Annotated in this window: 11 protein-coding genes and 1 pseudogene; 10 read left to right on the top strand and 2 right to left on the bottom strand. The window is 39.8% G+C overall.

Annotated elements, in window-relative coordinates; genetic code table 11:
- Positions 1 to 2: 2 nt before the first annotated feature.
- The 5 genes from HMPREF1519_RS05355 to nox all read left to right on the top strand — a co-directional run bounded on the left by HMPREF1519_RS05355 (position 3) and on the right by nox (position 5,230).
- Positions 3 to 512, top strand: a complete 510-nt coding sequence (locus HMPREF1519_RS05355) for an ECF transporter S component (RefSeq protein ID WP_004182063.1) — start codon at positions 3 to 5, stop codon at positions 510 to 512.
- Positions 513 to 1,370, top strand: coding sequence for a pyridoxamine kinase (locus HMPREF1519_RS05350; protein WP_022496465.1), 858 nt, complete (start codon positions 513 to 515; stop codon positions 1,368 to 1,370).
- Complete coding sequence (locus HMPREF1519_RS05345; RefSeq protein ID WP_022496464.1) at positions 1,360 to 1,890, top strand: ECF transporter S component; 531 nt, start codon at positions 1,360 to 1,362, stop codon at positions 1,888 to 1,890. The genes HMPREF1519_RS05350 and HMPREF1519_RS05345 overlap by 11 nt, the downstream gene beginning before the upstream one ends.
- Before the next feature lie 138 nt (positions 1,891 to 2,028).
- Complete coding sequence (locus tag HMPREF1519_RS05340; protein WP_037611413.1) at positions 2,029 to 3,567, top strand: ABC-F family ATP-binding cassette domain-containing protein; 1,539 nt, start codon at positions 2,029 to 2,031, stop codon at positions 3,565 to 3,567.
- A 289-nt stretch (positions 3,568 to 3,856) separates the two neighbouring features.
- Entirely contained in the window at positions 3,857 to 5,230 is a 1,374-nt protein-coding gene (gene nox / locus HMPREF1519_RS05335) for a H2O-forming NADH oxidase (RefSeq protein WP_037600755.1), read from the top strand.
- A 90-nt stretch (positions 5,231 to 5,320) separates the two neighbouring features.
- On the opposite strand, the gene HMPREF1519_RS05330 is transcribed toward nox, so the two are convergent.
- The gene (locus HMPREF1519_RS05330; protein ID WP_022496720.1) at positions 5,321 to 6,307 is read right to left on the bottom strand and encodes an L-lactate dehydrogenase; all 987 of its coding nucleotides are present in this window, start codon (positions 6,305 to 6,307) and stop codon (positions 5,321 to 5,323) included.
- Between the two features lie 220 nt (positions 6,308 to 6,527).
- Here HMPREF1519_RS05330 and gyrA point away from each other — a divergent pair, with 220 nt between their 5' ends.
- From gyrA to HMPREF1519_RS05305, 5 genes and pseudogenes are all read left to right on the top strand, one after another.
- The gene (gene gyrA, locus HMPREF1519_RS05325) at positions 6,528 to 8,996 is read left to right on the top strand and encodes a DNA gyrase subunit A (protein WP_037611411.1); all 2,469 of its coding nucleotides are present in this window, start codon (positions 6,528 to 6,530) and stop codon (positions 8,994 to 8,996) included.
- On the top strand, positions 8,996 to 9,757 hold the full coding sequence (locus HMPREF1519_RS05320; protein WP_004182361.1) for a class A sortase: 762 nt from the start codon (positions 8,996 to 8,998) through the stop codon (positions 9,755 to 9,757). Before gyrA ends, HMPREF1519_RS05320 begins: the two co-directional genes overlap by 1 nt.
- A gap of 37 nt (positions 9,758 to 9,794) precedes the next feature.
- Entirely contained in the window at positions 9,795 to 10,196 is a 402-nt protein-coding gene (gene gloA2 / locus HMPREF1519_RS05315; RefSeq protein WP_022496718.1) for an SMU1112c/YaeR family gloxylase I-like metalloprotein, read from the top strand.
- Positions 10,197 to 10,310: 114 nt separating this feature from the next.
- Positions 10,311 to 11,279 (top strand): DUF1002 domain-containing protein, encoded by a 969-nt coding sequence (locus tag HMPREF1519_RS05310; protein WP_004182053.1) that lies wholly within the window; start codon positions 10,311 to 10,313, stop codon positions 11,277 to 11,279.
- Positions 11,280 to 11,397: 118 nt separating this feature from the next.
- Positions 11,398 to 12,683 (top strand): annotated as a pseudogene (locus HMPREF1519_RS05305) (NRAMP family divalent metal transporter).
- A 125-nt stretch (positions 12,684 to 12,808) separates the two neighbouring features.
- Here the strand turns inward: HMPREF1519_RS05305 and HMPREF1519_RS05300 are convergent.
- On the bottom strand, positions 12,809 to 13,051 hold the full coding sequence (locus HMPREF1519_RS05300; protein WP_003093591.1) for a type B 50S ribosomal protein L31: 243 nt from the start codon (positions 13,049 to 13,051) through the stop codon (positions 12,809 to 12,811).
- Positions 13,052 to 13,053: the final 2 nt, after the last annotated feature.

Here is a 13,053-nt window from a genome sequence, read left to right as displayed (position 1 = left end):
GTATGTCAGCAAAACGTTTAACCCTCTCTGCTTTTTTCATGGCACTTGTGATTATTTTGAGTTCTAGTCTCTTATCCATCCCTGTACCGGGTGGTCATTTCTATTTTAATGGGATTGTTATTTTCCTAGTTGGTTTAATTTTCCCACCTACAGAAGCAGTGATTATTGCAGGTATAGGTTCCTTCATCGGAGATTTTCTCTTTTACCCTCTTCCTATGTGGGTAACTCTAGTGACCCATAGCCTTCAAGTTCTTGCTATTGCACTTGTCGTTGGTGGTCGTTTAGGTAAATTGAGTAAATCTAGGGCTGCTCTTGGTCTCTTGCTCGGGGCTATTATTGATTTAGTTGGTTATGGTTTGGGAAGAGCCTTTATCTATGGAACACCAGCAGTTGCTATTATGAAAATTCCTTTTGATGTAATTGCTGCGATAATTGGTTTGGGCTTGGCCTATTATATTTATTTCCATACCGGATTTGTTAAACAGTTTAAAAAAGTTTGGGACGAAAAATAGATGGCTACAGTGATTGTTGCTAATGACCTTGTTGGGGTGGGTAAGGTTGCTTTGACTAGTAGCCTCCCTATCATGTCAGCCTGTCAAACTGAAGTCCTTCCTTTACCAACAGTTCTTTTATCTTCGCATACAGGGGAGTTTGAGAATATCTATATGCGGGATCTTACGGATGACCTGAAGGGATTCTATAAGCAGTGGGAGCACTTGGATTTTACAGTAGATGGCTTAGTAAGTGGTTATTTTAAGTCAAGAGAAGAACTAAAAATTGTAGGTCAATTGGCTCGTGATAAACGGATAGCTCTCTTTGTTGACCCTATTATGGGTGACAATGGTCGTCTCTATCAAGGTTTTGATATGGAATATGTAGAAGCTATGAAAGATTTTTGTCAGCAGGCAGATGCTATCATTCCCAATCTGACAGAAGCCTCTTTGTTAACGGATTCTCCCTATCTAGAAGTAGGTTCCTATGATGAGGCCACTATTGAAAAGCTTCTGAGAGAGTTGAGCAAGCTTGGACCTCGAAAAGTTATTTTGACAGGTATCTCATTTAAGACAGATAAAATTGGGCTGGCTTATTTTGATAAAGAGACCAATAAAACGACTTATCTTATGAGGAAAAGCTATAAGTCTCACTTTTATGGCAGTGGAGATCTTGTAACAGCTATCTTGGCATCAGGCTATTTTCATCATCTGAATTTACTAAAAGTAGCTAATCTTGCCTTAGATTTCATGGATCAGGTCTTGTCTTCAACCCTAGCTAGTGGTCGTCCTTTAAAATATGGTCTCTGCTATGAGCCCCATATCGGTTATTTATTTAATGGCATTAATGAGCTATTGGAGGAGAAAAATGAAAAATGATAAAACTCGTGAATTAGTTGAATTGAGTTTGTATGCAGCCTTAATTATTGTTAGTGTACAGTTTATTCGGATTCCTTTTGGACCACAATTTGTCCATTTGGGAAATGCCCTAGTTGTGATTGCTGTTTTGATTTTTGGTTCAAAAAAAGGTGCTCTTGTAGCAACAGTAGGATTAGGACTATTTGATATTTTTAATGGATATGCTGCTGAGGTCTGGATTACTATTTTAGAATCCTTAATAGTCTGTCTGGTGCTCTATCTTGTTTTTGAAAAGCTACTAAAATCAAATGACAAAATGGCTAATATCATAATCATTGGAGTTATAGCTGCAGTAACCAAAATTATTTTGAATTTTATTAAGTATACGATTATTAATAGTATCGTTGCGGCTCTACCACTCAATGCAGCCATGGTATTGGCACTTACTAAAATTGGTGGGACCTTTGGAACATCAGTAGTGACTATCATTGCGGTCCCTCTCCTATATCCTGTCTTCAAACGTATTTTACAGAGAAACTAAAGATTTAGCAGGTTAGTCTTGCTTTTTCTTTTTAATTTTCCAAAAGCAGAGGTCCAAATTTTCACTAAAAAATGGTAAAATAGTAGAGTTAATGTCAAGAAAGGAAAGGGCTGAAGACTGTTTTAGCCCAGATATGCTATGTCTATTTTAGAAGTCAAAAATCTTAGTCACGGATTTGGTGACCGTGCAATTTTTGAAAATGTCTCATTCCGTTTGCTCAAAGGTGAGCATATCGGTCTTGTCGGTGCTAACGGTGAAGGGAAATCAACCTTCATGTCTATCGTTACTGGGAAATTGCAGCCAGATGAAGGTAAGGTAGAGTGGTCTAAGTACGTTACAGCGGGTTACTTGGATCAGCATGCTGTTCTTGAAAAGGGGATGACCGTTCGTGATGTCCTTCGTACGGCTTTTGATGAGCTCTTTAAAACTGAAGAACGCATCAACGAGATTTACATGTCTATGGCTGACGAAGGAGCCGACGTTGATGCTCTGATGGAAGAAGTAGGTGAGCTTCAGGATCGTTTGGAAACGCGTGATTTCTATACACTAGATGCTAAGATTGATGAGGTTGCCCGTGCACTAGGTGTCATGGATTTTGGTATGGATACAGATGTAACGGACCTTTCAGGTGGTCAACGTACCAAGATTCTCTTGGCTAAGTTATTGCTTGAAAAACCAGATATCTTGCTTCTTGATGAGCCAACCAACTATTTGGATGCTGAACACATCGCCTGGCTTAAACGCTATCTCCAAGAGTATGAGAATGCTTTTGTTCTCATTTCGCACGATATTCCGTTCTTAAACGATGTGATTAACATTGTCTACCATGTTGAAAATCAAGATCTGGTTCGCTATGCAGGTGATTATGACAATTTCCAATCTGTCTATGCAATGAAGAAAGCTCAATTGGAAGCAGCCTATGAACGTCAGCAAAAGGAAATTGCAGACCTTCAAGATTTTGTTAACCGTAACAAGGCGCGTGTAGCTACTCGAAATATGGCCATGTCTCGTCAAAAGAAATTGGATAAGATGGAAATTATCGAGTTACAGGCAGAGAAGCCAAAACCAGAATTCCATTTCAAGGAAAGTCGTACACCTGGACGCTTTATTTTCCAAACCAAAGATCTCGTTATTGGTTACGACCGTCCGTTGACCAAGTCTCCATTGAAGCTTACATTCGAACGTAATCAAAAGGTAGCTATTGTCGGTGCCAATGGTATTGGTAAGACCACTTTGCTTAAGAGCCTGCTTGGTATTATTCAACCACTCGAAGGAGAAGTTGAAACAGGTGATTTTATTGATCTAGGTTATTTTGAACAAGAAGCAGAAGGCTCACGTCAGACACCTCTTGAAGCGGTTTGGGACGCTTTCCCAGCTCTAAATCAAGCTGAGGTTCGTGCAGCTCTAGCTAAATGCGGATTAACCTCTAAGCATATTGAAAGTCAAATTCAGGTGCTTTCAGGTGGAGAACAGGCTAAGGTTCGTTTCTGTCTCCTTATGAATCGTGAAAATAATGTCCTTGTTCTGGACGAACCGACCAACCACTTGGATGTTGACGCTAAGGATGAATTGAAGCGTGCCCTTCAGGCCTTTAAAGGTAGTGTCCTCATGGTATGTCACGAACCCGAATTTTATGAAGGTTGGACAGATGTTTGGGATTTTAATGAGTTAGTATAGTGATAAAAGAGTGTTGGAATTCTCTAAAGAGAGACTTGCTCACTCTTTTTTTATGTTAAAGAGCCGAGTAGACTTACTAAGATTTGATAAGACGGAGATGGTGTAGAGGAAGGTCGTCATCATCATAAAGTGTTTTTCTACAGATTTTGTCGTGACCTATTTGGGTTTTGAGCATACAAATTTAATTTGTTCAAAAAGTAACAAAGTCTGAGCATAAAAGGTGTAACCGTTTTCTGATTATGGTAGAATAAAATAGTAAACTATTATCAAAAGAAAGTTGGACAAACTTATGTCAAAAATCGTAGTTGTTGGTGCTAACCACGCTGGTACTTTTAGTATTAATACTATTCTCGATAATTACGGAGACCAAAATGAAGTAGTTGTTTTCGACCAAAACTCTAACATTTCATTCTTGGGTTGTGGTATGGCCCTTTGGATCGGTAATCAAATCTCAGGTTCTGATGGTCTTTTCTATGCCAACAAAGAAGGACTTGAAAGCAAGGGCGCTAAAGTTTATATGAACTCACCAGTTGAGTCTATTGACTTTGATGGTAAAACTGTTACAGCCCTCGTAGATGGTAAAGAGCATGTTGAATCATATGACAAATTGATTTTGGCTACAGGTTCTCAACCAATCTTGCCTCCAATCGAAGGTGCTGAAATTAAAGAAGGTAGCCGTACTTTCGAAGCTACGCTTGAAAACCTTCAATTCGTTAAACTTTTCCAAAACGCTCAAGAAGTTATTGATAAATTGAACGACAAATCTCAAGATATCAAACGTGTAGCGGTTGTAGGTGCTGGTTACATTGGTGTTGAATTGGCTGAAGCTTTCCAACGTCATGGAAAAGAAGTTATCCTTATCGACGTTGTTGATACATGTTTGGCAGGTTATTACGACCATGACTTGACTGACCTTATGGCTAAAAATATGGAAAGCCACGGTATTAAATTGGCATTTGGTGAAACTGTTAAAGCAGTAGAAGGTGAAACTAAGGTAGAACGCATCGTTACAGATAAAAATGCTTACGATGTCGACATGGTTGTTCTTGCTGTTGGTTTCCGTCCTAACACAGCTCTTGGTGCTGGTAAATTGGAAACATTCCGTAATGGCGCTTACCTTGTTAATAAGAAACAAGAAACATCAATCAAAGATGTATATGCAGTTGGTGACTGTGCTACCGTTTATGATAATGCCCTCGATGATGTGAACTACATTGCCTTGGCTTCAAACGCTGTTCGTTCAGGTATTGTCGGTGGTCATAATGCCGGTGGTGGCGATGTTGAATCAAACGGTGTTCAAGGATCAAATGGTATCTCAATCTATGGTTTGAACATGGTATCAACTGGTTTGACAGAAGAAAAAGCAAAACGCTTTGGTTTCAATCCAGCAGTAGTATCTTCAACAGATCTTCAAAAAGCCGCCTTTATGGAAGATGAAAATGAAGACGTTACAATCAAAATCGTCTATGACAAAGACACACGCAAAGTTCTTGGTGCTCAAATGGTATCACGTATGGACATCTCTATGGGAATCCACATGTTCTCATTGGCTATCCAAGAAGGTGTAACTATTGACCGTCTTCAATTGCTTGATTTGTTCTTCTTGCCACACTTTAACCAACCGCTTAGCTATATTGCTAAAGCAGCTATCTCAGCTAAATAATCTTAAACAGCTAATTCAGTCGAATTAGCTGTTTTTTTTTTAATACGAAAAAAGCCTCCTACTGGAGACTTTTATTTAACTAATGTTAGATTAGTTTTTTGAAGCTTCTTGGAAGTCAGGGTTTTTCCATGCTTCATCAATGATAGCTTGCAATTCGTCAGCAGAAGCTTTCATTTTTTGTTGTTCCGCATCGTTCAATGGGATGTTAACTGGACGTACGATACCATGTGCACCTACGATAGCAGGTTGACCGATAAAGACGTTGCTTACACCATATTGACCTTCTTGGAATACAGACAATGGAAGTACTGCATTTTCATCGTCAAGAATAGCTTTAGTGATACGAGCAAGGGCAACGGCGATACCATAGTAAGTAGCACCTTTTTTGTTGATGATTGTGTAAGCGGCATCACGAACACCTTCGAACAATTCAACCAATTCAGATTCTTGAACATTTTGAGTGTCTTTAAGGAATTCTTCAAGGTTTACACCGGCGATGTTAGCGTGTGACCAAACGGCAAATTCTGAGTCACCGTGTTCACCCATGATGTAGGCGTGAACTGAACGAGCATCAACGTCAAGTTTCTCAGCAAGTGCTTGACGGAAACGAGCTGAGTCAAGTGAAGTACCTGAACCGATAACGCGTTCTTTAGGGAATCCTGAGAATTTCCATGTTGAGTAAGTCAATACGTCAACTGGGTTAGCTGCTACAAGGAAGATTCCTTTGAAGCCTGATTCAACAACTTGAGTAACGATAGATTTGTTGATAGCAAGGTTTTTACCAACAAGATCAAGACGAGTTTCACCTGGTTTTTGTGGAGCACCAGCAGTGATAACTACAAGGTCAGCATCCGCACAGTCTTCGTATTTAGCTGCGTAGATTTTTTTAGGTGAAGTGAAAGCAAGCGCGTGGCTAAGGTCAAGCGCATCACCAACAGCTTTTTCGAACAATTGTGGAATTTCGATGATACCAAGTTCTTGAGCGATACCTTGGTTTACAAGTGCGAAAGCGTAAGATGAACCTACGGCACCGTCACCAACGAGGATGACTTTTTTGTGTTGTTTAGTTGCAGTCATGGGTCTAAACATCTCCTTATTTTTTAATTGGGTTACCCCATACACTGCTTATTCTACCACTTTAAGTGATGGATGTCACGAAATAATAAGGAAATAATAGATGAAAGCGTTTACACAACTGAAAAATAAAGCGTTTTATGGTATAATATTATAGAAATTTTCTATACTCTTTTATTAGAGTTTGGAATGATTTGAATGAAAGAAAAGAGGCATTTTTAGAGTGCAAGATAATAATTTAATTGACGTTAATTTGACGTCTGAGATGAAGACGAGCTTTATCGATTATGCCATGAGTGTTATCGTGTCTCGTGCTCTTCCAGATGTTCGTGACGGTTTAAAACCTGTACAACGTCGTATTCTATATGGAATGAATGAGCTTGGGGTGACACCTGATAAGCCACATAAAAAATCTGCCCGTATTACCGGGGATGTCATGGGTAAATATCACCCACACGGAGACTCATCTATCTATGAAGCCATGGTTCGTATGGCGCAATGGTGGAGCTACCGTTACATGTTGGTTGACGGTCACGGGAACTTTGGTTCTATGGATGGTGATGGGGCTGCCGCTCAGCGTTATACTGAGGCGCGTATGTCTAAAATCGCCTTGGAAATGCTTCGTGATCTCAATAAGAATACCGTTGATTTTCAAGATAACTACGATGGATCGGAACGTGAGCCAATCGTTCTTCCGTCACGTATTCCAAACCTTCTTGTCAATGGTGCGACAGGGATTGCCGTTGGTATGGCGACTAATATCCCACCACACAATTTGGCTGAAACAATTGATGCTGTCAAATTGATGATGGATAATCCTGAAGTCACAACACGTGAACTTATGGAAGTTCTTCCTGGACCAGACTTTCCAACTGGTGGTTTGGTCATGGGTAAATCTGGTATTCACCGTGCTTATGAAACTGGTAAGGGCTCTATTGTCCTTCGTTCGCGTACTGAAATTGAAACAACTAAATCAGGTCGTGAGCGTATTGTCGTCACTGAGTTTCCTTATATGGTCAATAAGACCAAGGTTCATGAACATATCGTTCGTTTAGCACAAGAAAAACGTATTGAGGGGATTACAGCAGTCCGTGACGAGTCTTCTCGTGAAGGCGTACGCTTTGTCATTGAAGTGCGTCGTGACGCTTCTGCCAATGTTATTCTGAACAATTTGTTCAAATTAACGCAACTTCAGACTAACTTCAGCTTCAACATGTTGGCCATTGAAAAGGGTGTTCCTAAAATCCTTTCTTTGCGTCAAATCTTGGCTGACTATATTGCTCACCAACAAGAAGTTGTGGTTCGTCGTACACAGTTTGATAAAGACAAGGCTGAAGCACGTGCCCACATTTTAGAAGGTTTGTTGATTGCCCTTGATCATTTGGATGAAGTGATTACGATTATCCGTAACAGTCAAACTGATGCTGAGGCTCAAGCTGAGTTGATGGCTCGCTTCGAACTCACGGAACGTCAAAGTCAAGCTATTCTTGATATGCGTTTGCGTCGTTTGACAGGTTTGGAACGTGATAAGATTCAAAATGAGTACAATGATCTTTTGGCTCTGATTGCTGATTTAGCTGATATTTTGGCAAAACCAGAACGTGTCATTGCTATCATCAAGGAAGAATTGGACGAAAGCAAGCGTAAATTTGCAGATGCTCGCCGCACAGAGCTTATGGTCGGAGAAGTTATTTCTCTTGAAGATGAGGACCTCATCGAGGAAGAAGATGTTGTTATCACTCTCTCAAATAAAGGGTATATTAAACGTTTAGCCCAAGACGAGTTCCGTTCACAAAAACGTGGAGGACGTGGTGTTCAAGGTACTGGTGTTAACGATGATGACTTTGTTCGAGATATTGTCTCAACAAGCACTCATGATCACCTTTACTTCATGACCAATAAGGGACGTGTATACCGTCTCAAAGGGTATGAAATCCCTGAGTATGGTCGTACAGCTAAAGGCTTACCTATTGTCAATCTCTTGAAGTTGGACGAAGGTGAAACCATTCAAACAGTCATTAACGCTAAGAGCGATGAAGCTTCTGAAAATAATCACCTTGTCTTTGTAACTCGCCAAGGTCTGGTTAAACGTACCAAAGAAGCAGAATTTAAGAACATCCGTCAAAACGGTTTGATTGCCTTGAAATTGAGAGAAGGTGACGAGCTAATCAATGTCTTCTTGACTACTGGTAATGAAGAAATTGTCATTGGTACCAAATTTGGTTACAGTGTACGCTTCAAAGAGGACACTATTCGAAGCATGAGCCGTATGGCTGCCGGTGTTAAAGGGGTAACTCTTCGTGATGGTGACCAAGTTGTTGGTGCAGCTGCCATTACAGAAGACCAAGAAGTCTTGATTATCACTGAAAAAGGTTACGGTAAGCGTACCTCAGCTACTGAATACCCAACGAAGGGACGTGGTGGTAAAGGTATCAAGACTGCTAATATCACAGAGAAGAATGGTAACCTAGCAGGTATTGTCACAGTGTCTGGTGATGAGGATATCATGGTCATCACAGATACAGGTGTTATCATCCGTACTGCCGTTGCTAATATCTCTCAAACTGGTCGTGCCACTCAAGGTGTTAAGGTCATGCGTTTGGATGACTCTGCTCGTATTGTAACCTTTGCTTTAGTTGAGCCAGAAGAAGTTGAACAAGCTTCCGAAGACCAAGAAAGTGGTGACAACTAATGAGCAAAGATAAGAAAAATAAAGCAACAAAAAAACGCCGTAAGTGGCTGGATATTCTTCGCTGGGTGTTGATTGTTGTTCTCTTGGTTGTTGGTTTAGCCTTGATTTTCAATAAGTCTATTCGAAACACAGTAATTGCTTGGAATACCAATAAGTATCAAGTGAGCAAGGTTTCTAAAAAGACTATTGAGAAAAACAAGGAAGCTAAGACGAGCTTTGACTTTGATACCGTTAAATCAATTAGCACAGAGTCTGTCTTACAAGCACAGATGGATGCTCAAGAACTTCCAGTTGTTGGGGGTATTGCCATTCCAGAGGTGGGTATCAATCTTCCTATTTTCAAAGGACTTGGCAACACAGAGTTGACTTACGGTGCAGGAACTATGAAAGAAGACCAAGTCATGGGTGGTGAAAACAACTATTCACTAGCTAGTCACCACGTCTTTGGTATTGCTGGTGCATCTGACATGCTATTTTCACCACTAGATAAGGCTAAGGAAGGCATGAAAATTTATCTTACGGATAAGAATAAGGTCTATACTTATGTCATTAGTGAGGTCAAGGTTGTTCAACCAACTGAAGTAGCAGTGGTTGATGATACACCAGGCAAGTCTGAAGTTACTTTGGTAACTTGTACGGATGCTGAAGCAACTCAGCGTACAATCGTCAAAGGTGAATTGAAATCACAGGTAGATTTTGACAAGGCAAGTTCAGATATTATTGAGGCCTTTAATAAGTCATACAATCAATTTCAAAGTTAAGAAAGGGGCCTTAGGGCCTTTTTCTATGGAGGAAAATATGTTTTTTAATACAGTGCACCATGTTGCTATTATTGTTTCTGATTATGAGTTGTCTCGAGATTTTTATGTCGATAAACTTGGTTTTGAGATTATTCGGGAAAATCACCGTCCAGAACGTCATGATTATAAGTTAGACCTACGTTGTGGGGATATAGAACTTGAAATCTTTGGCAATAAGACCAGTGATCCGAACTATGTGGAGCCACCTAAACGTCCGTCTTATCCTGAGGCCTGCGGCTTACGGCATTTAGCTTTCAGAGTGACTAATATTGAAGAGGTTGTCAAGAGTTTAGAAGCAAAGGGAATTTCCTGCCAACCTATTCGCAAGGATACTTTTACCGGTGAAAAGATGACTTTCTTTGCTGATCCAGATGGTCTTCCCTTGGAGTTACACGAGTAGTTTTTTTGACCTTAATTTTTTAAGTCATGGTATAATAAATTCACGATTGGACTCATAGCCAGTCGTCCTTTAGGAGATTATGGAATAATATTCTATTTTCGAAAGGAAACACACATGAAATTGAAAAAACTTCTTGTTACTGGGATGGCTTTATTGGCTTCAGTAACAGCCTTCACCTCGGTTGCTCAAGCAGCAACATCATCACAAGTCCAAAAGGTTATTGATGAATCTTATGTTCAACCAGACTATGTGATGGGTTATTCATTGTCGGAAGAGCAGCGTAATGAAACCTTGAATTTGTTAGGGTATGACAGTAGTAAGGATACTAATGTCAAGACCTTGACGACATCTGCATATGCGAATATCATGAACGTTGCTGACGATTCTAGTCTTCAGCTATATTCTTCAGTTAAGATTGCTAAGCTAGGTGCTAAGGAAACCTTGAGTGTAGAGATTGTGACACCGCAAAATATCACGAAAATCACTCCAGATATGTACCGTAATGCTGCAACGACACTTGGTATCGAACATGCTAAGATTACCGTAGCAGCACCAATCGCAGTTACTGGAGAAAGTGCCTTGGCTGGTATTTACTATTCCCTTGAGCAAAATGGGGCTAAGGTCTCAGATGAAAGCAAAGAGCTTGCACAAGAGGAACTTAAAACCCTTTCTCAAATTAATGAGGAAAATTCAGGCAAGAGTGACTATGATGCAGACAAGCTTAATGTAGCTATGACTGATATTAAGTCAGCAGTTGCTGATAAAGGGGATAAGTTGACTGAAGACCAAGCTAAAACGATTGTTCAGCAGACAATCAATAATTACAACTTGGATCTTTCTGATACGCAAATTAACCTTCTGGTGAATTTTGCTATGAATTTATCTAAGTCTTCAATCATTGACAGTGCTAGCTTTAAGTCAAGCTTGAGATCACTTAAAGATTCTATCGTTTCCAAAGCTGGTAATACCTTCTCTGGAATCAACCTAAACTTTAATGCCAACAAAGCAGTTGAGAACAGCAAAAATATCTTTGCACAAATTTGGCAAGCTATCGTAGATTTCTTTACGGGACTTTCTAAATAGTAAAAGAGCTATCCGTTTGGATGGCTTTTTTCTATTTTTCAGAAAATATGTGAAACACTATTGAAATTATTCCAACAATTGTGTAAAATGGTAAACATCAATTCAGATTATTCTGAAAATTTGTTTTAGGAGATTCTCTTATGTCACAAACAAGTGTAACTAGTCAGTCTACCTGGCGTAGTAAAATAAAAGCAATGGGACCTGGTATCCTTATGGCTTCAGCGGCCGTAGGTGGTTCCCATATCGTTTCATCAACCCAAGCTGGTGGTTCTTATGGGATGGGCCTTGTTAGGCTTGGTTATTCTAGCTAACCTCTTCAAATACCCATTCTTCCGTTTTGGTGCTGAGTATACCGCAGATACAGGTAAAACCCTTGTTGAAGGTTATGCTGAGAAAGGTAAATTCTATCTTTGGGTATTCTTCATTTTGAATGTCTTCTCAGCCTTGGTTAATACTGCGGGAGTTTCTATTCTTTGTTCAGCTATCATTGCTAGTGCCTTTCCAATGCTTGGTTTGAGTATTACCACATGGTCAATCATTTTGGTTGCAATCATTTGGGGTATGTTACTCTTTGGTGGTTACAAACTTCTTGATGGCATGGCTAAATGGATCATGTCAGCCTTGACTATCGCAACAGTAGCAGCAGTTATTATTGCAGCAATCAAACACCCAGAGTATAGTGCTGACTTCGTTGAAAAAACACCATGGCAGTTAGCAGCCCTTCCATTTATCGTTTCACTTCTTGGATGGATGCCAGCTCCAATTGAAATTTCAGCCATTAACTCACTTTGGTCAGCAGAGAAAAAGAAAACGGTTGATTTTAACACTGATGATGCCCTCTTTGACTTTAACGTTGGTTTCATCGGAACAGCTATTCTTGCAGTATTCTTTGTAGCACTCGGTGCTCTTATCCAGTATCCAACTGGTAAACCAGTAGAAGCAGCATCAGCTAAGTATATTGCTCAGTTTGTTGGTATGTATGCCTCAGTACTTGGTGAGTGGTCACACTATTTGATTACCTTTATCGCTTTCTTGTGTATCTTTGGTACTGTGATTACTGTTATCGATGGTTATTCACGTGTTAACGAGATTTCTCTTCGTCTTTTGTTTAACCAAAAAGAAAAAAATCAAACACCATTGAATGTTTGGATGACATTGACAGCTATTCTTGGTCTCATCATTATTTTCTTCTTCCAAGGTCAAGTAGCAATAATGCTTCGTTTTGCCATGATTGGTTCATTCCTTACAACACCTTTCTTCGCGCTTTTGAATTATGTACTTGTTACAAAAGCAAAGAGAGACCTTCCAACTTGGTTGAAAGGACTTGCTATTGCAGGTTTGATTTTCTTGTTCGGATTTGCCCTCTTCTTTATCTGGGCTTTGGCTATTGGTAAAGCAGGTTAATAGGATTAAACGGTTTACATATGGAAGCTGTTTTTTTATTTTAAAGGAGGGGAGTAGGAGAGATTATAGCCAAGAGAATACAAAAAAACCATTCCAATTGGAATGGCTTAACAACAAGATGTTGCTTATTTGAGACCGTATTTTTTGTTGAAACGATCCACGCGTCCGTCTGCTTGTGTGAATTTTTGACGGCCAGTGTAGAATGGGTGTGAATCTGATGAAATTTCTACACGGATAAGTGGGTAAGTTTCACCTTCGAATTCAACTGTTTCGTTTGAGTGTTTAGTTGAACCGCTAAGGAATTGGTAACCAGTAGTTGTGTCCATGAATACTACTTGACGGTAATCTGGATGGATATCTTTTTTCATGT

This window comes from Streptococcus sp. SR4 (assembly GCF_000517725.1).
GTDB lineage: Bacteria > Bacillota > Bacilli > Lactobacillales > Streptococcaceae > Streptococcus > Streptococcus salivarius_F.
The sequence above is the reverse complement of the archived record's forward strand: the minus strand, read 5'-3'. Positions and strand labels throughout refer to the sequence as shown.